The sequence below is a fragment of the Modestobacter sp. URMC 112 genome (assembly GCF_053502575.1).
This window is the reverse complement of the sequence record NZ_CP199957.1, coordinates 4,557,343-4,580,291: the sequence shown is the minus strand read 5'-3', so window position 1 is coordinate 4,580,291 and position 22,949 is coordinate 4,557,343. Positions and strand designations below refer to the sequence as shown.

19 protein-coding genes are annotated in these 22,949 nt (G+C 74.2%); 15 read left to right on the top strand and 4 right to left on the bottom strand.

Annotated features, from left to right (window positions below):
* Positions 1 to 120 precede the first annotated feature (120 nt).
* The 5 genes from ACWIX6_RS21785 (at position 121) to ACWIX6_RS21765 (ending at position 6,368) form a co-directional block, all read left to right on the top strand.
* Entirely contained in the window at positions 121 to 1,656 is a 1,536-nt protein-coding gene (locus ACWIX6_RS21785; RefSeq protein ID WP_448614535.1) for a sugar ABC transporter ATP-binding protein, read from the top strand.
* Complete coding sequence (locus tag ACWIX6_RS21780; protein WP_448614534.1) at positions 1,653 to 2,840, top strand: ABC transporter permease; 1,188 nt, start codon at positions 1,653 to 1,655, stop codon at positions 2,838 to 2,840. The genes ACWIX6_RS21785 and ACWIX6_RS21780 overlap by 4 nt, the downstream gene beginning before the upstream one ends.
* A 110-nt stretch (positions 2,841 to 2,950) precedes the next feature.
* Entirely contained in the window at positions 2,951 to 4,009 is a 1,059-nt protein-coding gene (locus ACWIX6_RS21775; RefSeq protein WP_448614533.1) for a substrate-binding domain-containing protein, read from the top strand.
* Between the two features lie 62 nt (positions 4,010 to 4,071).
* Positions 4,072 to 5,253, top strand: a complete 1,182-nt coding sequence (locus ACWIX6_RS21770) for a Gfo/Idh/MocA family protein (RefSeq protein ID WP_448614532.1) — start codon at positions 4,072 to 4,074, stop codon at positions 5,251 to 5,253.
* 107 nt (positions 5,254 to 5,360) lie between these two features.
* Positions 5,361 to 6,368 (top strand): sugar phosphate isomerase/epimerase family protein, encoded by a 1,008-nt coding sequence (locus tag ACWIX6_RS21765; protein WP_448614531.1) that lies wholly within the window; start codon positions 5,361 to 5,363, stop codon positions 6,366 to 6,368.
* Positions 6,369 to 6,497: 129 nt separating this feature from the next.
* On the opposite strand, the gene ACWIX6_RS21760 is transcribed toward ACWIX6_RS21765, so the two are convergent.
* The 3 genes from ACWIX6_RS21760 to ACWIX6_RS21750 all read right to left on the bottom strand — a co-directional run bounded on the left by ACWIX6_RS21760 (position 6,498) and on the right by ACWIX6_RS21750 (position 10,090).
* A complete protein-coding gene (locus tag ACWIX6_RS21760; protein ID WP_448614530.1) occupies positions 6,498 to 7,475 on the bottom strand; it encodes a pirin family protein in 978 nt (325 codons plus the stop codon).
* A 16-nt stretch (positions 7,476 to 7,491) separates the two neighbouring features.
* On the bottom strand, positions 7,492 to 9,186 hold the full coding sequence (locus ACWIX6_RS21755; RefSeq protein WP_448614529.1) for an alpha/beta hydrolase: 1,695 nt from the start codon (positions 9,184 to 9,186) through the stop codon (positions 7,492 to 7,494).
* A gap of 244 nt (positions 9,187 to 9,430) precedes the next feature.
* The gene (locus tag ACWIX6_RS21750) at positions 9,431 to 10,090 is read right to left on the bottom strand and encodes a maleylpyruvate isomerase family mycothiol-dependent enzyme (RefSeq protein WP_448614528.1); all 660 of its coding nucleotides are present in this window, start codon (positions 10,088 to 10,090) and stop codon (positions 9,431 to 9,433) included.
* Positions 10,091 to 10,215: 125 nt separating this feature from the next.
* Between ACWIX6_RS21750 and ACWIX6_RS21745 the strand changes: the two genes are divergently transcribed.
* The 4 genes from ACWIX6_RS21745 (at position 10,216) to ACWIX6_RS21730 (ending at position 15,646) form a co-directional block, all read left to right on the top strand.
* A complete protein-coding gene (locus ACWIX6_RS21745; protein WP_448614527.1) occupies positions 10,216 to 11,856 on the top strand; it encodes a circularly permuted type 2 ATP-grasp protein in 1,641 nt (546 codons plus the stop codon).
* The gene (locus tag ACWIX6_RS21740) at positions 11,850 to 12,800 is read left to right on the top strand and encodes an alpha-E domain-containing protein (protein WP_448614526.1); all 951 of its coding nucleotides are present in this window, start codon (positions 11,850 to 11,852) and stop codon (positions 12,798 to 12,800) included. The genes ACWIX6_RS21745 and ACWIX6_RS21740 overlap by 7 nt, the downstream gene beginning before the upstream one ends.
* On the top strand, positions 12,797 to 13,729 hold the full coding sequence (locus ACWIX6_RS21735; protein WP_448614525.1) for a transglutaminase family protein: 933 nt from the start codon (positions 12,797 to 12,799) through the stop codon (positions 13,727 to 13,729). Before ACWIX6_RS21740 ends, ACWIX6_RS21735 begins: the two co-directional genes overlap by 4 nt.
* Before the next feature lie 90 nt (positions 13,730 to 13,819).
* Positions 13,820 to 15,646, top strand: a complete 1,827-nt coding sequence (locus ACWIX6_RS21730) for an ABC-F family ATP-binding cassette domain-containing protein (RefSeq protein WP_448614524.1) — start codon at positions 13,820 to 13,822, stop codon at positions 15,644 to 15,646.
* A 110-nt stretch (positions 15,647 to 15,756) separates the two neighbouring features.
* On the opposite strand, the gene ACWIX6_RS21725 is transcribed toward ACWIX6_RS21730, so the two are convergent.
* Positions 15,757 to 16,206 carry a helix-turn-helix domain-containing protein gene (locus tag ACWIX6_RS21725; protein WP_448614523.1) on the bottom strand — a complete coding sequence of 150 codons (450 nt, stop codon included), beginning with the start codon at positions 16,204 to 16,206 and terminating at the stop codon, positions 15,757 to 15,759.
* A gap of 135 nt (positions 16,207 to 16,341) precedes the next feature.
* On the opposite strand from ACWIX6_RS21725, the gene ACWIX6_RS21720 reads away from it, so the two are divergent.
* From ACWIX6_RS21720 to mnhG, 6 genes are read left to right on the top strand one after another with little or no spacing between them, the layout of a single operon-like run.
* A complete protein-coding gene (locus tag ACWIX6_RS21720; protein WP_448614522.1) occupies positions 16,342 to 19,224 on the top strand; it encodes a Na+/H+ antiporter subunit A in 2,883 nt (960 codons plus the stop codon).
* Positions 19,221 to 19,748 (top strand): Na(+)/H(+) antiporter subunit C, encoded by a 528-nt coding sequence (locus ACWIX6_RS21715; protein WP_448614521.1) that lies wholly within the window; start codon positions 19,221 to 19,223, stop codon positions 19,746 to 19,748. Before ACWIX6_RS21720 ends, ACWIX6_RS21715 begins: the two co-directional genes overlap by 4 nt.
* On the top strand, positions 19,745 to 21,553 hold the full coding sequence (locus ACWIX6_RS21710) for a Na+/H+ antiporter subunit D (RefSeq protein WP_448614520.1): 1,809 nt from the start codon (positions 19,745 to 19,747) through the stop codon (positions 21,551 to 21,553). The genes ACWIX6_RS21715 and ACWIX6_RS21710 overlap by 4 nt, the downstream gene beginning before the upstream one ends.
* A complete protein-coding gene (locus tag ACWIX6_RS21705; protein WP_448614519.1) occupies positions 21,550 to 22,116 on the top strand; it encodes a Na+/H+ antiporter subunit E in 567 nt (188 codons plus the stop codon). Before ACWIX6_RS21710 ends, ACWIX6_RS21705 begins: the two co-directional genes overlap by 4 nt.
* Positions 22,113 to 22,484, top strand: a complete 372-nt coding sequence (locus tag ACWIX6_RS21700) for a monovalent cation/H+ antiporter complex subunit F (protein WP_448614518.1) — start codon at positions 22,113 to 22,115, stop codon at positions 22,482 to 22,484. Before ACWIX6_RS21705 ends, ACWIX6_RS21700 begins: the two co-directional genes overlap by 4 nt.
* Positions 22,481 to 22,882: a monovalent cation/H(+) antiporter subunit G gene (gene mnhG, locus ACWIX6_RS21695; RefSeq protein ID WP_448614517.1), complete on the top strand. Its 402-nt coding sequence runs from the start codon at positions 22,481 to 22,483 to the stop codon at positions 22,880 to 22,882. The genes ACWIX6_RS21700 and mnhG overlap by 4 nt, the downstream gene beginning before the upstream one ends.
* Positions 22,883 to 22,949 lie beyond the last annotated feature (67 nt).

Sequence of the window (22,949 nt, the reverse complement as noted above, 5' to 3'; positions counted from 1 at the left end):
GCACTAATGGTCAGCGCTGGGCAAAAGTCGGAGGTGGTCTCGATGGCCGGACGGTCGCCGGACGGCAGTCGTACGAACTCCGCCGCGGGGCCCGTGCCCGGGGACGCACCCCTCCTGGAGATGCACGGCATCGTCAAGCAGTTCCCCGGGGTCCGGGCGCTGGGCGGCGTGGACCTCGACGTGCGGCCGGGGGAGGTGCACTGCCTGCTCGGCCAGAACGGCGCCGGCAAGTCCACCCTGATCAAGGTCCTGGCCGGCGCGCACCAGCCCGACGAGGGCCGCATCACCTGGCGCGGCGAGCCGGTCCGGCTCGGCGACCCGCAGGCGGCCATGTCGCTGGGCATCGCGACGATCTACCAGGAGCTCGACCTGGTCGCCGGGCTCACCGTCGCGGACAACGTCTTCCTGGGCCGGGAGAGCTCGCGGTTCGGCGTCACCCGGCCTGCCCAGGCCAACCGGGCGGCCGCCGCCCTGCTCACCCGGCTCGGCCACCCCGAGATCCGGCCCACCGCCGAGGTGGGGCAGCTCCCGGCCGCCGCCCAGCAGATGGTCAGCATCGCCCGGGCGCTGTCCCAGGACGCCCAGCTGATCATCATGGACGAGCCGTCGGCCGTGCTGGACAACGAGGAGGTCGAGCGGCTGTTCGCCGTCATCCGCGACCTCACCCGGCACGGCGTCGCCGTGGTCTACATCAGCCACCGGCTGGAGGAGATCCGCCAGATCGGTGACCGGATCACCGTCCTCAAGGACGGCCGGACCGTCGCCACCGGCCTGCCCGCCCGGGAGACACCCACGCGTGAGGTCATCACGCTGATGACCGGCCGGACCATCGAGTACGTCTTCCCGCCCCGGGCCGGGCGTCCTCCGGCCGACGGGCAGCCGCTGCTGGAGGTCGAGGGGCTCAGCCTGGCCGGCCGGTTCTCCGACGTCTCCTTCGCCGTCCGCCCCGGGGAGATCCTCGGGCTCGCGGGGCTGGTCGGCTCCGGCCGCTCGGAGATCCTGGAGACGCTCTACGGCGCCCGCCACCCCACGACCGGCACCGTCCGGGTGGGCGGCCGCCGGTTGCGCCGGGGGGACGTCGCCGCGGCGGTGTCCGCCGGCATCGGGCTGGCCCCGGAGGAGCGCAAGAGCCAGGCCCTGGTCCTCGGCGACCCCATCTACCGCAACATCACCATGTCCAGCCTCGCCCGGTTCGCCCGGGCCGGCTTCCTCTCCGGAGGTGCCGAGAGGGCCGCGGCCCGGAGCCAGGCCGAGGCCCTGGACCTGCGGCCGGTGGACGTCGACCGGGAGGTCCGCACGCTGTCGGGCGGCAACCAGCAGAAGGTCGTGCTGGCCCGGTGGCTGCTGCGCGACTGCCGGGTGCTGCTGCTCGACGAGCCCACCCGCGGCGTCGACGTCGGCGCCCGGTCGGAGATCTACGCGCTGGTCCGCGCGCTCGCCGACCGCGGCGTCGCGGTGGTCGTGGTGTCCAGCGAGATCCCCGAGGTCCTCGGCCTGGCCGACCGGGTGCTGGTCGTCTCCGACGGCCGGGTCGTCGCGGACGGTCCGGCCGAGCAGTTCGACGAGCACCGGGTGCTCGACCTCGTCATGGAAGGAACGGTCCCCGGGGCGGGGTCCGCACTGGTCGCACGACCGCACGAAGGGGACGTGGCATGAGCGCCAGCACCACCGCGACGACCGGCGTGGGCGGCACCCCACCGGCGGGCTCGCCCGCTCGGCAGCGCGGCGCCGGAGGTGCCGGCTTCATGTCGGGGCCGATCGGCCGCAACCTCGGACTGGTCGTCGCGCTCGTCCTGCTGTGCGTCGTCGGCCTGGCCACCGCGGGTGACCGGTTCGCCGACGTCGACAACGTGCTCACCATACTGCGGGCGGCGTCGGTGATCGGCGTCGTGAGCGTCGGCATGACGTTCGTGATCATCGGCGGGGGCATCGACCTGTCGGTCGGCGCCCTGGTCGCGCTGGCCTCCATCTGGGCGACGACCCTGTCCACCCAGGCCATGGCCGAGGACGTGCACTGGATCGTCATGGTCGTCACCGCGCTGCTGGTCGGCGCGGGGGCCGGGCTGGTGAACGGGGTGGTGATCGCCTACGGCAAGCTCGTCGCCTTCATCGCCACCCTGGCGATGCTGGCGGCCGCCCGCGGCCTGGCCGAGATCATCGCCAACCGCCGGACCCAGATCGTCCAGGACCGCGACTTCCTGGCGTTCTTCGCCGGTGACGTCCTCGGCGTCCCCACCCTGGTGATCATCTTCGCGCTGGTCGCCGTCGCCGGCTGGGTCCTGCTCAACCGGACGACCTTCGGCCGGCGCACGTTCGCCGTGGGCGGGAACGCCGAGGCCGCCCGCCTGGCCGGCATCCGCGTCCAGCGCCACACGGTGCTGCTGTACGTGCTCTCCGGCGTCACCTGCGGGATCGCCGCCGTGATGCTGATGGCCCGCACGACGACCGGCAGCTCCACGCACGGGACGCTCTACGAGCTCGACGCCATCGCCGCCGTCGTCATCGGCGGGACGCTGCTGCTCGGCGGCCGGGGCACGATCGTCGGCACCGTCCTGGGCGTGCTGATCTTCACCACGCTCGGCAACGTCTTCACCCTCAACGACCTGTCGAGCTCGGCCCAGGCGGTCGCCCGCGGCGTCATCATCGTGGCCGCCGTGCTGCTGCAGCAGCGGCTGGCCGGCGGCAGCCCGTGGACCCGCCGGTCCGGGGCCACCACGGCGACCGGTGGTCCCGCCGGCGCGGCCGGCGGCGGATCGGCGACGCCGGGCGCGCCGGCCGGGGCCCGCCCCGGAGCCGCGGCCGAGGACCGCCCCGGCGCAGGCGGCGCCGCTCAGACCTGACCGCGGCCCACCACCCCCGGTCAGCACCACCCGGCGCCACCGGCGGCCGGTGCACCACCACCACCCCGGCCGCCTGGCTCCCGCCAGGGGCGCGACGTAGGAGAGCGAAGATGTCTGCAACGAGGCAGCGCCGGTTCCGCCGCATGATGTCCACGACCGTCGCCCTGGTGGGCGCCGGCGTGCTGGTGACCGGCTGTACCAGCAACACCCCCGAGGGCGAGAGCTCGGGCGGCGGTGGCGGCAACGCCGCCGCGAGCGACAACGACGAGGCCGGTGACACGGTGCGGATCGGCTTCTCCGCGCCCGCCGCCGACCACGGCTGGATGGCCGGCATCTCCTCGGCCGCACAGGCGGCCGCCGAGGGGTACGAGGACGTGGAGCTCGTGGTCGCCGAGGGCACCAACGACGTCAGCACGCAGATCAGCCAGGTGGAGACGTTTATCAACGACGGCGTCGACGCCATCGTGCTGCTGCCCTTCGACGGCGCCGCGCTGACCCCGGTCGCGCTGCAGGCGATGGAGGCCGGCATCCCGGTCATCAACGTCGACCGCGAGTTCAACAGCCCCTTCGCCGCACGGGCCACGATCCTGGGTGACAACTACGGCATGGGCGTCTCGGCCGGGACGTACATGTGCGACCGGCTGGGCGACAAGCCCGACGCGGTCGTCGCCGAGATCGCCGGCATCGACTCGCTGCCGCTGACCCAGGACCGCAGCCAGGGCTTCGCCGACGCGCTGGCCGAGTGCGGCCTCGAGGTGAGCAACCGGGTCGCGGCGGAGTTCACCGTCGAGTCCGGCGAGGAGGTCACGGCCAACCTGCTGCAGGCCGCTCCCCGGATCGACGCCATCTGGAACCACGACGACGACCAGGGCGTCGGCGTCCTCGCGGCGATCGAGAACGCCGGCCGGGACGAGTTCTTCATGGTCGGCGGCGCCGGGTCGGCCAACGCCATGCGCGCCATCCAGGAGGGCAACACCGTCCTGGAGGCCACGGTCGTCTACCCGTCCACGCAGGCCGCCGACGGCATCAAGCTGGCCCGGCTCATCGCCCAGGACAAGAGCCTCTCGGACCTGAACTCCCCGGAGGTGCCGCGGGAGATCGTGCTCAACGCGCCGGTGGTCACCGCGGACAACGTCGACCAGTACATCGACTCCGCGTTCGAGTCCTGATCCCCTCGTGGTCGCCGGGGCGCACGGCGCGCCCCGGCGACCACCCCACCTGGAGCTGACCCATGTCCGCAGCAGCGCGACCCACGCTCGGCGTGGGCCTCATCGGGTACGCCTTCATGGGCGCCGCCCACAGTCACGCGTGGCGCACCGCGCCACGGTTCTTCGACCTGCCGCTCGACCCGCGGATGACCGTGCTCGCCGGCCGCGACCCGGCCGCGGTCGGCGCCGCGGCACAGCGGCTCGGCTGGGCCGGCACCGAGACCGACTGGCGACGGGTCGTCGAGCGGGACGACGTCGACCTGGTCGACGTCTGCACCCCCGGGAACACCCACGCCGAGATCGCCATCGCCGCTCTGGAGGCCGGCAAGCACGTGCTGTGCGAGAAGCCGCTGGCCAACTCGGTCGCCGAGGCCGAGGCGATGACCGCCGCGGCGGAGCGGGCCGCCGCCTCCGGGGCGCGGGCGATGGTCGGCTTCACCTACCGGCGGGTGCCGGCCGTCGCGCTCGCCCGCCAGCTGGTCGCCGACGGGCGGCTGGGCGAGATCCGGCACGTCCGAGCCCAGTACCTGCAGGACTGGATCGCCGACCCGTCCGCGCCGATGTCCTGGCGGCTGGAGAAGGACAAGGCCGGGTCCGGTGCGCTGGGCGACATCGGGGCGCACATCGTCGACCTCACCCAGTTCATCACCGACGAGGTCCTCACCGGGGTCAGCGCCCTGCTGGAGACCTTCGTGCCCAAGCGGCCGCTGCCGACGGCCACCGGGAAGCTGACCGGGGTCGGCGGCGCCGAGATGGGCGAGGTCACCGTCGACGACGCCGCGGTCTTCCTCGGCCGGTTCACCGGCGGGGCGCTGGCCACGTTCGAGGCGACCCGGTTCGCGCTGGGCCGCAAGAACGCCATCCGGATCGAGGTCAACGGGTCGGCGGGCAGCCTGGCCTTCGACTTCGAGGACATGAACGTGCTGCACTTCTTCGACGGCACGGAGCCCGCCGAGGTGGCCGGCTTCCGCCGGATCGTGGTCACCGAGCCGCAGCACCCGTACGTCGCGGCCTGGTGGCCGGCCGGTCACGGCCTCGGCTACGAGCACGGCTTCACCCACCAGGTCGTCGACCTGGTCACCGCGCTGGCCGCCGGTCAGCAGCCCACGCCGTCCTTCGCCGACGGTCTGCAGGTCCAGCGGGTGCTCGACGCCGTCGAGCGCAGCGCCGCCGACCGCTCCACCTGGACCGAGATCCCCAGGTAGCTCCACCACCCGGGGGCTGCCGGTACCAGGAGCCCCGCGCTCCCGGTACCGGCAGCGCAGTCCCTGACCGAGGCCGCAGGAACGACCCAACGAGAGGACCTTCTCCGATGCCCCGTCCCGTCACCCTGTTCACCGGCCAGTGGGCCGACCTGCCGTTCGAGGAGGTGTGCCGGCTGGCCTCCGGGTGGGGCTACGACGGGCTGGAGATCGCCTGCTGGGGCGACCACCTCGACGTCGCCCGGGCCGCGGAGGACGACTCCTACGTCAAGGGCCGGCTGGACCTGCTGGAGCAGCACGGGCTGCAGGTCTTCGCCATCTCCAACCACCTCAACGGCCAGGCGGTCTGCGACGACCCGATCGACGAGCGGCACCGCGGCATGGTCCACCCCCGGGTCTGGGGCGACGGCGACCCCGAGGGCGTGCGCCGCCGGGCCGCGGAGGAGATGAAGCTGACCGCGCGGGCCGCCCGCGCGCTGGGCGTGGACGTCGTCGTCGGCTTCACCGGGTCCAAGATCTGGAAGACCGTGGCGATGTTCCCGCCGGTGCCCGAGTCGATGGTCGAAGACGGCTACGCCGACTTCGCCGCCCGGTGGAACCCGATCCTGGACGTGTTCGACGAGGTGGGGGTGCGGTTCGCCCACGAGGTGCACCCGTCGGAGATCGCCTACGACTACTGGACGACGGTCCGCACGCTGGAGGCCATCGGGCACCGGGAGGCCTTCGGGTTGAACTGGGACCCCAGCCACTTCGTCTGGCAGGACCTCGACCCGGTCGGCTTCATCTGGGACTTCAGGGACCGGATCTACCACGTCGACTGCAAGGACGCGAAGCGCCAGGTCGGGAACGGGCGGAACGGCCGGCTCAGCTCCCACCTGCCCTGGGCCGACCCGCGGCGCGGCTGGGACTTCGTCTCCACCGGGCACGGCGACGTCCCGTGGGAGGCCTGCTTCCGCATGCTCAACACCATCGGCTACGCCGGTCCCATCTCGGTGGAGTGGGAGGACGCCGGGATGGACCGCCTGGTCGGCGCTCCGGAGGCGCTGGAGTTCGTGCGCCGGCTCGCCTTCGACCCGCCGGCCGCCGCCTTCGACGCCGCCTTCTCCAGCGGGAACTGAGGAAGGACCCTCCTGCCCCCCACCACTCGCAAGCTCGCGGCGGGCCCCTGCAGGAGGGCCACCGGGGTCGGCGCCCTTCCAGGGGCCCGCCCTAAGCCTGCGAAGGGTGGGGGGGCAGGGGGTCCTTCCTCAGCGCTCGCGGCCGCGGGGCTTGAGGGGCAGCGAGGGCAGTGGCGGCGCCGGCATCCGGACGTCGTCCCACCCGGCGACGGCACCGAACCGGTCGCCGCCGCTCGCCTCGGCGTCCCACTGCTCGGCGAACCCGGCGATCTCCTCACCGGACCGGCCGACGAAGTTCCACCACATGACGATCTGCTCCTCGAACGGCTCGCCGCCGAGCAGCAGCAGCCGGCTCGCCTCCTCGGCGCGCAGCCGCAGTGACCGCCGCCCCGTCCCGAGGTAGAGCATCGCGCCGGGCGTCAGCGGGGCGTCCTCGACGGTGGCCGCGCCGGAGCTGGTCAGCAGCGCGTACTCGAAGTCCGGTTCCAGCGGTACCTCGACGTCGGCCCCGGCGGCGAGGTCCAGGTCGGCCCCGACCAGCGGCGTGTACGCCCGGCCGGGTGAGGTGGCACCGCCGAAGGAACCCATGAGCACGGTCGCGGTCAGCCCCTCGGAGGTGAAGCCGGGCAGCGTGGCGTGGTGCTCGAAGGCGGCGGGCACCGACCGGTCGTCGTCCGGGAGGACCACCCAGAGCTGGGCCCCGTGCAGGTACCGCGGATGGACGGCGGGGGACTGCTCGGAGTGCGCGATGCCCTGTCCGGCGGTCATCAGCGCCAGCTCGCCCGGGCCGAACCGCAGGTCGCTGCCCACCGAGTCGCGGTGGTGCACCTCGCCCTCCAGCAGCCAGGAGACCGTCTGCAGCCCGGTGTGCGGGTGCGGCGGCACCTGCATGCCCGGGCCGGCGGCGATGTCGTCGGGGCCGTAGTGGTCGACGAACGCCCAGGCCCCGACCATCCGCCGGCCCAGGGTGGGCAGCAGCCGGCGGACGACGGTGCTCTCCCCGAGCAGCACCTCCTTGCCCGGCAGCAGGTCCAGGACCGGGTGGGCCGGTGTGTCCGTCCGGCCGCCCAGCTCGCGGGCGGCCGGACGGCGGTCGAGGTTGCTCATCCGACGGTGCGCCGGATCAGCCGGCGTCCAGGGCGTGCCGGACCGCCACCGGGAGGTCCACCGCGCGCAGCTCGTCCCCCGCCTGAGCGGTGCTCGGTGTCTCTGCCGCCGTCGGTCCGAACGGCGAGCCCTCGGGCTGGCACACGGTGTCCGCGGCAGGCACCTCGCTGGTCACCAGGTAGTGGGTGACGTGGCTGTTCACGCAGTAGTTGCCGGCACCGAAGTAGGCGGTGTGGCCCCATCCGGCGTAGGTCAGCAGCCGGGAGTTCGGCAGCAGCTCGGACGCGGCCAGAGCACCCGAGTACGGGGTGGCCGGGTCGAACTGGTTGCCGACGACCAGCACCGGCGACGACGTCTGTGCCGTCCAGGGACCGAGGTAGCGGTCCTGCCCGGCGGTGTCCGGCCACGACCGGCAGACGCTGAAGCTCCAGTTCCAGAGCCGTCCGAACCGGCCGTACCGGTCCTCGGCGTCGTCCGCGGCCGTCTGCCACGCCTCGAACGACGTCGGGTTGACGCTGTCGGAGCAGCCGACGCCGGGCCCCGCCTCGAGGAAGTTCGGGTACTGCTCCTGTGGGGCGCGCGTGAGTCCGAGCTCGGTGCGGAGCACGGACACGCTCTCCCCCAGCTCGGCCGGGGAGAGCTCCCGCTCGAGGTCGGCGAGCAGGAACGCGAAGTCGGGCCAGACGAACGGGGCGTACAGCGCGCCCACCGTCACGGCGACCAGGTCGTTGTACGTGATCCCGAAGGTCTCACCGGTCAACGGGTCGACGACGGTGGCCGGGTGTCCACGCAGCCGCTCGCCCAATGCCGCGTAGCGCCCAGCGGCGTCGCCGGAGAAGGCGCACTCCGGGCCAGCCTCGTCGCACAGCCGGAAGAACTCGTCCAGCGTGCGCTGGGAGCCCTCGGCGCTGGCGAGGCGGGTGCCGAGGGGAGTCGTGTCCGCCTCCTTGCCCTGGCCGGTGGTCCAGGCCACCGGGTCGATGACGCCGTCGAGGACCAGGGCGCGGACCCTGGAGGGGAACAGGTTGGCGTAGTACTGCCCGAGCACCGAGCCGTAGGAGAAGCCGAGGTAGGTCAGTGCCTCGTCGCCGAACGCCTGGCGGAGCAGGTCCATGTCCCGGGCCACGTCGGCGCTGGACATGTGGTCACGGATGTCGCCGCCGCGCGCGGCGCAGGCAGCGGCCAGGGCGTCGTCGGACTCGCGCTGCACCTCCTCCTCGGCAGGGGTGTCCGGGTACGGGAACGGCGGGAGGACCGACAGCGCCTCGTCGAAGGTCTCGAAGCAGCGCAGCGGCGTGCTGCGGTTGGTCCCGCGGGGATCGAACCCGACGATGTCGAAGCGCCCGCGCAGCTCCAGCGGCAGGATCTGGGCGACGCCGCGGGCGAAGTCGACGCCCGACCCTCCGGGGCCGCCCGGGTTCAGCAGCAGCGAGCCGATGCGCTGACCGGGGTCGCCGGCGGGCAGCCGGATCACCGAGATGCCGATCTGCGGGCCGAGCGGGTCGTCGTGGTCCAGCGGGACCGGCACGGTGGCACATTCGAAACCGTCCCGGCAGTCCGTCCAGGAGACCTCGGACGTGGTCGGGGGGATCGGGGCCGGCTGTGCCGGAGCGGCGTGTGCAGGCGGCACGAGCAGCACCGTGAGCAGCACCGCGGCGACGGGGGTGGCGAGTGCAGCGCGTACGCGACCGCGGGACAGGGTGTGGCTCATGCGGACTCCCGGGGCGTTCGGATGGGTGACGCAGCCAGGCCCCCGCTTCGGCGCCTGCTGTCCTCGGTCCGGCCGCCCCGGCGTGCGCATCGACGTCGACGACCAGGCCCGAAAGCTACTGGGCGGAGTTCAGGCAACACCATGGTCACGTAGAGCAAGTGGGGTCCGCCGGTGGGCGCTGACCCCCTGCGGTGGATCGACTACTCACCGCTGCAGGTGTCGTGGAGCTGGGTGGCCGGGACGGTCATCCGCCACCGGGACGCCCGGGCTCGGAGGCCCCGCTCCACCGGGCGACCCCGGGCCCGGTCAGCTCGCGGTGCACGCCGGCGCGCCCCAGCATCCCGAGCAGCAGCGCGTCGCCCGGTCCGCGGACCTCCGGCGCGCCCGGCTCGCCCGCGGTCCAGTCCAGCTCGGGGGCGACCAGCCGCAGGCCGGCCGCGCGCTGCCGGCTGCCGAACGGGCCGCCGAGCCGGACGGCGGTGTCCAGGGCGCAGCGGAGGTGCTCGGGCGGCGTGGCCCGCGGTCGGCCCAGCGGGCGCAGGAGATCCTGGGTGTGGCTGACCACCTCCACCAGCATCTGGCCGGGGGTGCCGCCGGGCGGGGTGCGCCGGCTGGTCACCGCCCGCCGCCATCCCGACAGCAGCGTCGTCAGAGGCGCTGAGCCGCGCTGCACCGCCGTCCGCCGGAGGAACCGGTCGACGTCGAAGCCGGCCCGCACCATCCCCACCACCGCGGAGCTGAGCGGGGTGTCGGTGGCCATGGTCAGGTGGCCGACCACGTCCCGCACCCGCCACCCGTCGCAGAGGGTCGGCGTCTCCCACTCGGCCGGTCGCAGCTCCTGCAGCAGCGTGAGCAGGTCCTGTCGCTCGGCCGACACCTGGGCCCACAGCCGGTCGTCGTCCACCCCCGGACCGTGCAGGCTCCCCGGCCCCGTGGCAACCCCACCGCGCGCCACCGGGTTCGTGGACCTCGCCGGCGGCCGGCCGCGGCCGAAACGCGCGGGACACACGCCCTGTCTAGGTTCGTCGCATGGCGGACCTCTTCGACGGCTACCCGCTCGGGCGGCAGTGGGACGAGATGTTCGAGGCCCCGTCCCGGCCACGGGCGCCGTACACCGGTCTCTACGGCTCCCTCCAGCCCATGTCGGGCGAGGAGCTGGCGGCCCGGGCGGACGTGCTCTCCCAGACCTACCGGGACGCCGGTGTCACGTTCGCGCACGCCGGCGAGGAGCAGCCCTTCCCGCTGGACATCGTGCCGCGGGTGATCGGCGCCGAGGAGTGGTCGCTGGTCGAGCGCGGCGTGGCCCAGCGGGTGCAGGCGCTGGAGGCGTTCCTGGCCGACGTCTACGGCGCCGGCGAGGTCTTCACCGACCGGGTGGTGCCGCGCAGCGTGGTCACCACCAGCGCGCACTTCCACCGGGCCGCGCACGGGCTGGTGCCGGCCAACGGGGTGCGGGTGCACGTCAGCGGCATCGACCTGGTCCGCGACGAGGCCGGGGACTTCCGGGTGCTGGAGGACAACCTCCGCTCGCCGTCGGGGGTCAGCTACGTGATCACCAACCGGGCGGCGATGAGCCAGGTGCTGCCCGAGCTGTTCGGGGACCACCGCATCCAGCCGGTCGCGGACTACCCGGGCCGGTTGCTGGCCGCCCTCAAGGCCTCGGCGCCGGCCGGCGTGGTCGACCCGACCGTCGTCCTGCTGACCCCGGGCGTCTACAACTCCGCCTACTTCGAGCACGCGCTGCTGGCCCGCCAGATGGGTGTCGAGCTGGTCGAGGGCCGCGACCTGGTCTGCTCCGGAGGCCAGGTCAGCATGCGGACGACGGACGGCCAGCAGCGCGTCGACGTCATCTACCGCCGCATCGACGACGAGTTCCTCGACCCGGTGCACTTCCGGTCGGACTCGGTGATCGGCTGCGCCGGGGTGCTCAACGCCGCCCGTGCCGGCCGGGTCACCATCGCCAACGCGGTCGGCAACGGGGTGGCCGACGACAAGCTGCTCTACACCTGGGTCCCGGACCTGATCCGGTACTACCTGGCCGAGGAGCCGGTGCTGGCCAACGCCGACACCTACCGGCTCGACGACGCCGACACCACCGAGTGGGTGCTGTCCTCCCTGGACCAGCTGGTGCTCAAGCCGGTCGACGGGTCCGGGGGCAAGGGCATCGTCATCGGGCCGCGGGCCGACGAGCGGACGCTGGCCGAGCTGGCCGTCAAGGTCCGGGCCGCGCCCCGGGACTGGATCGCGCAGAAGCCGATCGGCCTGTCGACGTCCCCGACCCTGATCAACGGCCGGATCGCCCCGCGGCACGTCGACCTGCGGCCGTTCGCCGTGAACGACGGCTCGCGGGTGTGGGTGCTGCCCGGCGGGCTCACCCGGGTGGCGCTGCCGGAGGGGGAGCTCGTGGTCAACTCCAGCCAGGGCGGTGGGTCCAAGGACACCTGGGTGCTGTCCCCGCCGCGCCCGGTGCCGGACACCGCGCCGTCCCCGGACGTGACCCGGATCGAGTTCACCACCGCCGACCTGCCGGCCGAGCCGCCCGCGCAGGACCCCGGCCCGGCCAACGACAACGCCATCGCCCAGGCCCAGCAGCAGCAACAATTGAAGGACCTCGCCCCTCTCGACCCTCGCAAGCTCGCGCCGAGCCTCCGGGCGAGGCCGTCATGCTGAGCCGGATCGCCGAGTCGTTGTTCTGGATCGGCCGGTACGTGGAGCGGGCCGACGACACCGCCCGGATCCTCGACGTGCACACCCAGCGGCTGGTCGAGGACCCGTGGATCGACGAGCGGCGGGCCTGCGGGAACCTGCTCGCGCTGATGGGGTCCCCGTGCGAGCCGCACCAGGCCGACACCGAGCGGGTGCTCGGCGCGCTCGCCTTCGACCGCACCAGCCCCAGCTCGATCGTCGGCGCGCTGTCCGCGGCCCGGGAGAACGCCCGGGGCGCCCGCGAGGTGCTGTCCGCGGAGATCTGGGAGTCGCTCAACGTCACCCACAACGCGCTGCCCCAGCAGCGCACGATGGCCCGCCGGTACGGCCCGCACTCGCTGTTCCGGTTCGTCCGGGAGCGCTCGGCCATGGTGTTCGGCCTGGCCGACGCCACGATGAGCCGGGACGAGAGCTGGCTGTTCCTCATCCTCGGCCGCTCGCTCGAGCGGGTCGACATGACCTCGCGGATGCTGTCCACCCGGGTGCTGGCCGGGGACGCCGCGCCGTCCTGGACGCTGGTGCTGCGCTCCACCGGCGCCTACGAGCCCTACCTGCGCACCTACCGGGGTGCGGTCAACTCCAGCCGGGCGGCGGAGTTCCTCCTGCTGGACCGGCTCTTCCCACGGTCGGTGTTCGCCGCCCTCGAGCAGGCCGAGGGCTGCCTGGCCGAGCTGGAGCGGGCCAACGTCCGGGACGGGCACCGGATCGGCGTGGCCGGGGAGGCGCACCGCATCGTCGGCCGGGCCCGCACCATGCTGGAGTTCATGCAGACCGACGAGATCCTGGCCAAGCTGCCGGTCCGGCTCGACGAGCTGCAGCGCACCTGCTCGCTGGCCAGCGAGGCCGTCACCAACCGCTTCTTCACCGAGCAGGCCCCCCAGGTCTGGGTGCCGGAGGGCGTCCTGTGAGCAGCAGCCCGTCCTCCGGTCCGGCGCAGTCCCAGTCGCAGTCCGGGCGCACCCAGACCCAGAACGGGCCGGTGCGGGCGGCCGGCGACCGCTGGCGGCTGCAGGTCGTGCACCGCAGCGCCTTCCGCTACGCCGGGCCGGTCCGGTCGTCCTACAACGAGGCGCGGGTGACCCCGGAGAACAGCGGCCGGCAGACCACGCTGCGCTCGCGGGTGGAGATCGAGCCGGCGGCCACGGTCCACGCCTACCGGGACTACTGGGGCTCCACGGTCACCGCGTTCGACCTGCACGGCCCGCACACCGAGCTGGTCGTGCAGGCCACCTCGGTGGTCGAGGCCGGCCCCGAGCAGCACGTCCCCGACCCGCTGGACTGGGCCGGGCTGGCCGACCCCGACGTCCTCGACCGGTTCGGCGAGATGCTCCGGCCCACCCCGCTCACCGCGATCGACGAGCCGGTGGTCCGCGACGCCCGCGCCGCCGTCGGCGACGCAGGACCCCGGGACGCCGGGCACGCCGTCTGCCGGTTCGTCCGGGACCACATGGAGTACCTGTCCGGGTCGACGAACGTGAAGACGAACGCCATGCAGGCCTGGACGTCGGGCAAGGGGGTGTGCCAGGACATCTCGCACGTGTCGGTCGGGCTGCTCCGGGCGGTCGGGCTGCCGGCCCGCTACGTCTCGGGCTACCTGCACCCCCGGCCGGCGGCGGGGATCGGGCTGCCGGTCACCGGGGAGAGCCACGCCTGGGTCGAGTGGTGGGACGGCGGCTGGCACGGCTTCGACCCGACCAACTCCACGGAGATCGGCAACCGGCACGTGACGCTGGGCCGCGGCCGCGACTACGCCGACGTGCCACCGTTCAAGGGGATCTTCTCCGGCCCGAGGAGCGAGGGGCACACCGTCACCGTCGAGGTCACCCGCCTGGCGTGAAGAAGGACCACCCTCCCCCCCCCCGCCTCGCGAGCTCGGGGCGGGCCCCTGCAAGGGAGCCGTCCTGCGGCCTGGAAGACTCGGGGCCTGATGAGCGCACCCCTGAACCTGGTCAACCTCGAGCGGGTGCACAAGGCGCACGGCACCACCGTGATCCTCGACGACGTCTCCCTGGGTGTCGCGGCCGGTGAGCGGATCGGCGTCGTCGGCCGCAACGGCGGCGGCAAGAGCACGCTGCTCTCCCTGTTGACCGGGAGCGACGAGCCCGACTCCGGGCGGGTCACCCGCCGCGGCGACCTGGCGATGGGGGTCCTGGACCAGTCCGGCACGCTCCCCGCGGGGACGACGGTGCGCGACGTCGTCCTGCCCACCTCCGCCTTCGCCGCCGAGCACGAGTGGGCCGGTGACCCCGCCGTCCGCTCGGTGCTCACCGGGCTCGAGCTCGACCGGCTGGGGCTGGACGCCCCGGTGGCGCCGATGTCGGGGGGCGAGCGGCGGCGGGTCGCGCTGGCCGCCCAGCTGATCCGCCCCCTGGACCTGCTGGTGCTCGACGAGCCGACCAACCACCTCGACGTCGAGGGCGTCGCGTGGCTGGCCGAGTACGTGCGCCAGCGGGCCGGCGGCCTGGTCGTGGTCACCCACGACCGGTGGTTCCTCGACGAGGTGTGCACGACCACCTGGGAGGTCGCCGACGGCAGCGTGCACGCCTACGAGGGCGGCTACTCCGCCTACACCCTGGCCCGCGCCGAGCGCGCCCGGATCTCCGCGGTCACCGAGGAGCGCCGGCTCAACCTGGTCCGCAAGGAGCTGGCCTGGCTGCGCCGCGGCCCCCCGGCCCGCACCAGCAAGCCGAAGTTCCGGATCGAGGCGGCGCAGGCGCTGATCGCCGACGAGCCCCCGCCCCGGGACTCGATGGCGCTGGCCGGCTTCGCCGCCCGGCGGCTGGGCAAGACCGTCTACGACGTCGAGGACGTCGACTTCGCCGTCCCGACCGAGGACGGCCCGCGGCCGCTGTTCCGCGACCTGACCTGGCACGTCGGGCCGGGCGACCGGATCGGCATCGTGGGGGTCAACGGCGCGGGCAAGACGTCGCTGCTCAAGCTGCTGGTCGGGGAGACCCGGCCCGACTCCGGCCGGGTCGTGGTCGGTCAGACCGTCGCGCCGGCCTACCTGTCCCAGCACGTGACCGAGCTGCCCCCGCGCGCCCGGGTGCTGGAGGCGGTCCAGGACGTCGCCCGGATCGCCCGGATCGGCAACCAGGACATCTCGGCGTCCTCGCTGGCCGAGCGGTTCGGCTTCGCCGCCAACCGGCAGTGGACCCCGGTCGGTGACCTCTCCGGCGGCGAGCGCCGGCGGCTGCAGTTGCTGCGGCTGCTGATGGCCGAGCCCAACGTGCTGCTGCTCGACGAGCCGACCAACGACCTGGACATCGACACCCTCACCGCGCTGGAGGACCTGCTCGACGGGTTCCCCGGCACGGTGCTGGTCGTCAGCCACGACCGGTACTTCGTCGACCGGGTCTGCGACTCGGTGGTCGCGCTGCTCGGCGACGGGTCCCTGGCCGCGCTGCCCGGCGGGGTTGAGGAGTACCTGTCGCGCCGGGCGGCCGGCCAGGCCGCGCTCAGCTCGGCGCCGGGAGCCGGTCCGGCGTCGCTGGGCTCCTCGGTGGGCTCTCCCGCGGCGGGCGCCGCCGCGTCGGCGGCCGACGTCCGGGCCGCCCGCAAGGAGGCGTCCCGGCTGGAGCGCCGGATGCTGAAGCTCGACGCCGACGAGAAGCGGCTGCACGAGCAGCTCGCCGACGCGGCCGCCGACTACTCGAAGGCCGCGGAGCTCGACGCCCAGCTGAAGGCCCTGCACGCGGAGAAGGAGCAGGTCGAGACCGACTGGCTGGCCGCGGCGGAGATCGCCGAGGCCTGAGAGCGCCTCGGCCCACCCGCCCCCACACGCCTCGAACGTGCTCTTTCGGGCTCGAGCACACGTGCTCGAGCCCGAGAAAGCACGTGACGGGCCCGGGCGGGAGCGTCCGCCTACGGGAGCGGTCCGGTCACGCCCGGCTGCTGAGCCCCGTCCGCCGCCCCCGCGTCGCGCTCGTCGTGGTGGCAGCGCCCCTGGTAGGAGACCAGGTCGGCGAGCCGGACCCGGCGGTGCCGGCGGGGCTGGTCGTAGGGGATGACGCCCTGGTCCAGCAGCCGGACCAGCGTGGGCCGGCTGACGCCGAGCAGGTCGGCCGCCTCTTGCGTCGACAGCACCGGCTCGTGGCAGGACAGCGTGACCGGCCGTCCCGCGCCGAGGGCGGCGGCCGACCGGGCCAGCACGTCGAGCAGCTCGGGCGGGAGGTCGAACCGGGCACCGTCCGCGTCCCCGACCGTCCACCCCGCCGCGGCCGGCAGCGCGGCCACCAGCGCCCGCAGCTGCCCGGCGGCGGTCTCGTCGGTCGGCGGGTCCACGGTGTGTTCGCCGGCGGCGGTCGGGTGCACGGCCGGGAGCATAGGCCCGATCTCCGCCGAAATCGAACAAATCGAAAGCCGCTGGTAGGGTGAGGGCACCGCCGCGCCACCGCACCCCGGTCCGCCGTCGTCCCCGAGCCGCCGTCCCCACGACCCCGGAGACACATGACCGCACTCCTCCTGCTGCACCTGCTGGCCGCCCTGGTCGCGCCGCTGCTGGTCCGCTGGTGGGGCCGGCAGGCGTTCCTCGCGCTCGCACTGGTGCCCGCGGCCGGCTTCGGCTGGGTGCTCGGGCGGCTCGGCTCGGTCACCGGCGGCGGGGAGGTGCGGGAGACCACGCCGTGGATCCCGACCCTGGACCTGGCGGTCACGCTGCGGCTGGACGCGCTGTCGCTGGCCTTCGCCGCGCTGGTGACCGGCGTCGGCGCGCTGGTGCTCGTCTACTGCGCCCGCTACTTCGAGCCCGGCGACGACGGCCAGGGTCGCTTCGCCGCCGTCCTGACCGCGTTCGCCGGCGCCATGCTCGGCCTGGTCGTCGCGGACGACATGCTGCTGCTCTACGTCTTCTGGGAGCTCACCACCGTCTTCTCGTTCCTGCTCATCGGCGGGTCCGGGACGCGGCTGGCCGGACGGCGGGCCGCCAGCCAGGCGCTGGTGCTCACCACGGCCGGCGGGCTGGCGATGCTGGTCGGGCTGCTCCTCATCGGCGAGTCCAGCGGCAGCCACCTGCTGTCGGAGGTGGTGGCCGACCCCGGCAGCGGGCCGTACCTGGTCGCCGGGACGGCGCTGGTGCTGGTCGGGGCGATCACCAAGTCGGCGATGGTGCCCTTCCACTTCTGGCTCCCCGCCGCGATGGAGGCGCCCACCCCGGTCAGCGCCTACCTGCACGCCGCAGCCATGGTGAAGGCCGGGATCTACCTGGTCGCCCGGTTGGCCCCGGGGCTGGCCGACGTCCCCGGATGGCGGCCGGTCGTGCTCGGCCTGGGCGTGGCCACCATGCTCGTCGGCGGCTACCGGGCGCTGCGGCAGAACGACCTCAAGCTGCTGCTGGCCTTCGGCACGGTCAGCCAGCTGGGCTTCCTCATGACGCTGGTCGGTGCCGGCAGCGCCGAGCTGGCCGCCGCCGGGCTGGCCATGATCCTGGCCCACGGGCTGTTCAAGTCCACGCTGTTCCTCACCGTCGGGGTCATCGACCACGCGACCGGCGTCCGGGACCTGCGCCGGCTGTCCGGGCTGGGGCGCCGGCTGCCCGTGCTGGCCGTCATCGGCACCCTCGCCGCCGCGTCCATGGCCGGGCTGCCGCCGCTGCTGGGCTTCGTCGGCAAGGAGGCGGCGTTCACCGCGCTCTGGGACGGCGGCCTGCCCGACCGCGCCGCGGCCGTGCTCGTGCTGGTCGGGCTGGTCGCCGGGTCGGTGCTCACCGTGGCGTACTCGGCGCGGTTCCTGTGGGGCGCGTTCGCCCGCAAGCCCGGCCTGCCCGCGACCGAGCCCGCCGAGCTGGTGCACGCACCGGGCCCGCTGTTCCTCGCCGCGCCGGCGCTGCTCGCGCTGTGCGGGCTGGTCGCCGGCCCGGCCAGCCCGGTGCTCGACCCGCTGGTCGCCGCGTACGCCGCGACCCTGCCGCTGGTCGCCGCGGAGGCCGAGCACCTCGCGGTCTGGCACGGCCTGCAGCCGGCCCTGGGACTGTCCGCGGTCACCGTGCTCGGCGGCGCGGCGCTGTTCGCCGTCCGCCGCCGGGTCACCCGGCTGCAGTCCCGGCTGGCGGTCGGCGCCTCGGCCGACGAGGGCTACTGGAACACGATGCAGGCGCTGGACCGGTTGTCGGTGCTGGTCACCGGCACCACCCAGCGGGGCTCGCTGCCGGCCTACCTGGGCACGATCCTCGTCGTCGTGCTGGCCCTGCCGGGCTCGATCCTGGTCTTCCGTGCCCCGTGGCCGGGGGAGTGGCGGGCCTGGGACTCCCCGGTGCAGGCCCTCGTCGGGGCCGCCGCGGTCATCGCGGCGTTCCTGGCCATCCGGATCCGGCAGCGGCTGTCCGCGGTGCTGGTCGTCGGCGTCACCGGCTACTCGCTGGGCGTGCTGTTCATCCTGCAGGGCGCCCCGGACCTGGCGCTGACCCAGTTCCTGGTCGAGACGCTGACCCTGGTGACCTTCGTGCTGGTGCTGCGCAAGCTGCCCAAGGACATCACCGAGCGGCACCGGCCACGCGAACGCGCCGTCCGGGCCGTGATCGCCGGCTGCGTCGGGGCCTTCATGGCCGCCGTCGGCGCCGTGACGCTGGCCTCCCGCACCGCCGAGCCGGTGTCGGTGGACTATCCGGAGCAGGCCTACGAGTTCGGCGGCGGGCAGAACATCGTCAACGTGACGCTGGTCGACATCCGGGCCTGGGACACCCTCGGCGAGATCTCCCTGCTGGTCGTGGCCGCCACCGGGGTGGCCAGCCTGGTCTTCCTGCGCCGCCGGACCGGTGTCGTGGCCCGCGCCGGGGACCTGGTGCCGGCGGCACCTCCGCGGGCCCGCTGGGCCCCGCGCAACCAGTGGCTGGCGGCCAGCGCCCTGCTGCCACCGCAGCGCCGCTCCGTGGTGCTCGAGGTGGTCACCCGGATCCTGTTCCACACCGTCGTCGTCTTCTCGCTCTACCTGCTGTTCACCGGGCACAACGAGCCCGGCGGCGGCTTCGCCGGCGGACTGGTCGCCGGGCTGGCGCTGGTGCTGCGCTACCTGGCCGGCGGCCGGTACGAGCTGGGTGAGGCGGCGCCGGTCGACCCGGGCCTGCTGATGGGCGCCGGGCTGCTGTTCTCCGGCGGCACCGGGGTGGTCGGCCTCAGCCTGGGCGCCGAGGTGCTGCAGACGGCGATCCTGCAGACCACCCTCCCGGTCCTCGGCGACGTGAAGCTGGTGACCTCGCTGTTCTTCGACATCGGGGTCTACCTGATCGTCGTGGGCCTGGTCCTCGACGTGCTGCGCAGCCTGGGCGCCGAGCTGGACCGCCAGGTGGACGAGGACGACCCCATCGACTCCACCCCCGACGAGGTGATCGTGCGATGACCCCCACCGTCGTCCTGCCGGTGGTCATCGGCGGGCTCTACACCGCCGGGGTGTACCTGCTGCTGGACCGCAGCCTCACCCGGGTGCTGCTGGGCTTCCTGCTGCTGGGCAACGCCACCAACCTGCTCCTGCTGTCCACCGGCGGTCCCGCCGGGCTGGCCCCGATCCTGGGGGCCAACGACCCGGAGCAGATGAGCGACCCGCTGCCGCAGGCGCTCGTGCTCACCGCCATCGTGATCACCTTCGGCATCTCCGCCTTCCTGCTGGCGCTGATCTACCGCTCGTGGCGGCTGGTCCGGCAGGAGGTCGTCGGCATCGACGAGGAGGACCGGCGGGTCGCCGCCCGGCAGGCGACGGACGCCGACGAGATCGACCCCGACGACCTCGCGCCGGAGGACCGGCCGGCCGGGCACGCCGACAGCCTGGTGTCCGACGTCGAGGTGGAGGAGCGGTTCGAGCGGCTGTACCGCGGCATCGCCGCCGACGACATCGAGCTCCCGCCGACCCAGCGGAGCGGCCCGTGACCAGCGTCCTCACCCCGCTGCCGGTGCTGCTGCCGCTGCTCGGCGCGGCCGGCGCCCTGCTGGTGGGCCGGCACCCGCGCGTGCAGCGCACCCTGAGCATCCTGGTGCTCTCCGCCGTCCTCGCCGTCTCTGTGGCGCTGCTGCTGCTCGCCGACGCGAACGGCGCCGAGGCCGTGTCGGTCGGCGGGTGGCCGGTGCCGCTGGGCGTCGTCCTGGTGGTCGACCGGCTGTCCGCGCTGATGCTGGTCGTCGCCAGCACCGTGGCGCTGGGCGTGCTCGTCTTCGCCGTCGGCCAGGGCTCGGCGGACGGCGACGAGGAGACGCCGCTGTCGATCTTCCACCCGACGTTCCTGGTGCTGATCGCCGGCGTGGGCAACGCCTTCCTCGCCGGTGACCTGTTCAACCTCTACGTCGGCTTCGAGATCCTGCTCACGGCCAGCTACGTGCTGCTGACCCTGGGCGGCTCGGCCCCCCGGATCCGGGCCGGGATCACCTACGTCGTGGTCAGCCTGCTCAGCTCTCTGCTGTTCCTCGCCGCGATCGCCCTGGTCTACGCCTCGACCGGCACGGTCAACATGGCCCAGCTCGCCGTCCGGGTCGCCGACCTGCCCGAGGGCACCCAGCTGCTGCTGCAGTCGATGCTGCTCATCGCCTTCTGCATCAAGGCCGCGGTGTTCCCGCTGTCGGCCTGGCTGCCCGACAGCTACCCGACCGCCCCGGCGCCGGTCACCGCGGTGTTCGCCGGCCTGCTCACCAAGGTCGGCGTCTACGCGGTCATCCGCACCCAGACGCTGCTGTTCCCCGGCGGGGCGCTCGACGACGTGCTGCTCTGGGCCGCCCTGGCGACCATGCTGATCGGCATCCTGGGCGCGGTCGCCCAGACCGACGTCCGGCGGATCCTGTCCTTCACCCTGGTCAGCCACATCGGCTACATGGTGTTCGGGATCGCCCTGGGGACGACGGCCGGACTGGCCGGCGCGGTCTTCTACGTCGCCCACCACATCGCCATCCAGACGACGCTGTTCCTGGTCGCCGGGCTGGTGGAACGGCAGGGCGGGTCCACCTCGGTCGACCGGCTCGGCGGGCTGGCCCGGACCTCCCCGCTGCTGGCGGTGCTGTTCTTCGTACCGGCGATGAACCTGGCCGGGATCCCCCCGCTGTCGGGGTTCATCGGCAAGCTCGGTCTGCTGCAGGCGGGCGTCGCCGAGGGCAGCGGACCCGCGCTCGTGCTGGTCGCCGGCGGCGTGGTCACCAGCCTGCTGACCCTGGTCGCCATCGCCCGGGTGTGGACCCGCGCCTTCTGGCGGCCCCCGGCGCAGGAGCCGGCGGCCGACACCGCGCGGGCCGCCGCGGCCGACGCCGGTCCGGACACCGGGTCCGCGCCGTCCCCGGCGCCCGTCCCGGACGGGCAGCGGGCCGGGGACGGCGCCGGCCGCGAGCCCGTCGGGGTGGCCGCCCGACAGGGCGCGAGCCGGCCGTTCGGGGATCCGGGGGTGTCCGCGGCGGGCGGCCGGCGCATCCGGGCGGCCGCCCGCCAGCGGGCCTGGGCCCGGCACCGCGCCGTCGCCACCGCCACCGCCCCGGCGGAGGACGGTCTCGGCGACGGGTCCCGCAACCGGCGCCCGAGCCCCGCGCGGCCCCTGCCGCGGGTGATGCTCGGCGCCACCGTGGCGATGGTGGCGGTGACCGCCTCGCTCACGGTGGTCGCCGGCGGGCTGTACGGCTACACCGACCGCGCCGCCGCCGACCTGCGGGAGCGCACGCCGTACCTGGAGTCGGTCCTCGGTGAGGGGACACCCCGGTGACCGCTCCCGACGTCGCCGTCCGCCGGCTGCGCAACCAAGTGCCGCTGCTGGTCTCGCTGGTCCTGGTCTGGAACCTGCTGTGGGGAACCTGGTCGTGGGCCAACCTGATCTCCGGCACCCTGGTGGCGGTGGCCGTCACCTGGCTGCTCCCCCTGCCGCCGGTGACCGGCGGCGCCCGGTTCCACCCGCTGGCGGTGCTGCGCTACGTGGGGCACTTCGCCGTGGACCTGGTCGTGTCCAGCGCCCAGGTGGCGTGGGAGGCGATCCGGCCCTCCGGGCTGCGGCAGGGCGCGATCATCTCCGTGCAGCTGCGCAGCGACTCCGACCTGCTGCTCACGATGATCGCCGAGTCGCTGTGCCTGGTCCCCGGGTCGATCGTCATCGACCTGGACCGGGAGCAGCGGACCTTCGCGCTGCACCTGCTCTCCGTGCGGGACCTCGCCGAGGTCGACGAGCAGCGCGCGCGGGTGCTGGCCACCGAGGAGCGGGTGGTGCGGGCCTTCGGCTCCGCCACCGACATCGCCGCGCTCGACCGCCGTCCCGCCGGGAGGGGCACCTCGTGACCGTCGTCTCCGTGCTCACCTTCGCCATGCTGGGCGGCGGGGTCCTGCTCGCGCTGGTCCGCCTCGCGCTGGGCCCCTCCCTGCTGGACCGGGTGGTCGCCACCGACGCGCTGCTGGTCATCATCAGCGCCGGGCTGGCCGTCTACGCCGCGCTCACCCGCAACCCGACCGTCGTCCCGGTGCTCGTCGTCGTGTCCCTGCTGGGCTTCGTCGGCTCGGTGTCGGTCGCCCGGTACATCGGCGGCATGCTGATGGCCTCGGCGGACGACGGCCAGGACGTCGGCCTGCCGCCGGCGGCCGAGCAGACCGCCGGGCAGGCCGGCGGCCCGCCCGGCGCCGGGACGACGGCGGGCGGGGAGCCGAGGTGAACGACGTGGACTCGGCGGCCGACGTCGTCGCCGCGGCGTGCCTGCTGCTCGGCGCGTTCTTCTGCCTCACCGCCGGGATCGGGCTCCTCCGCTTCCCCGACGTGCTGTCCCGGATGCACGCCGGCACGAAGCCGCAGGTCGTGGGTGTGCTCCTGATCATGGTCGGCGGGGCGATCCGGCTCACCGGCTCGTCGGTGACCTGGATGCTGCTGCTGGTCGCGGTGTTCCAGCTGCTCACCGCGCCGGTCAGCGCGCACATGGTGAGCCGGATCGCCTACCGCCGCCGGCACGTGCGCCGCGACCGGCTGCTGGTCGACGACCTCGGCGGTGCTCCGCGGGCCGAGCCGGGCGCGCCCCGCGGCGACGAGCCGGCGGACAGCAGCCCGCTGCGCGACTGAGGCCCCGCGGCCCGCCCCGAGCCCACGTGGCCCCGCTCAGAGGCTCACCGTGAGCCGACACGGCCCC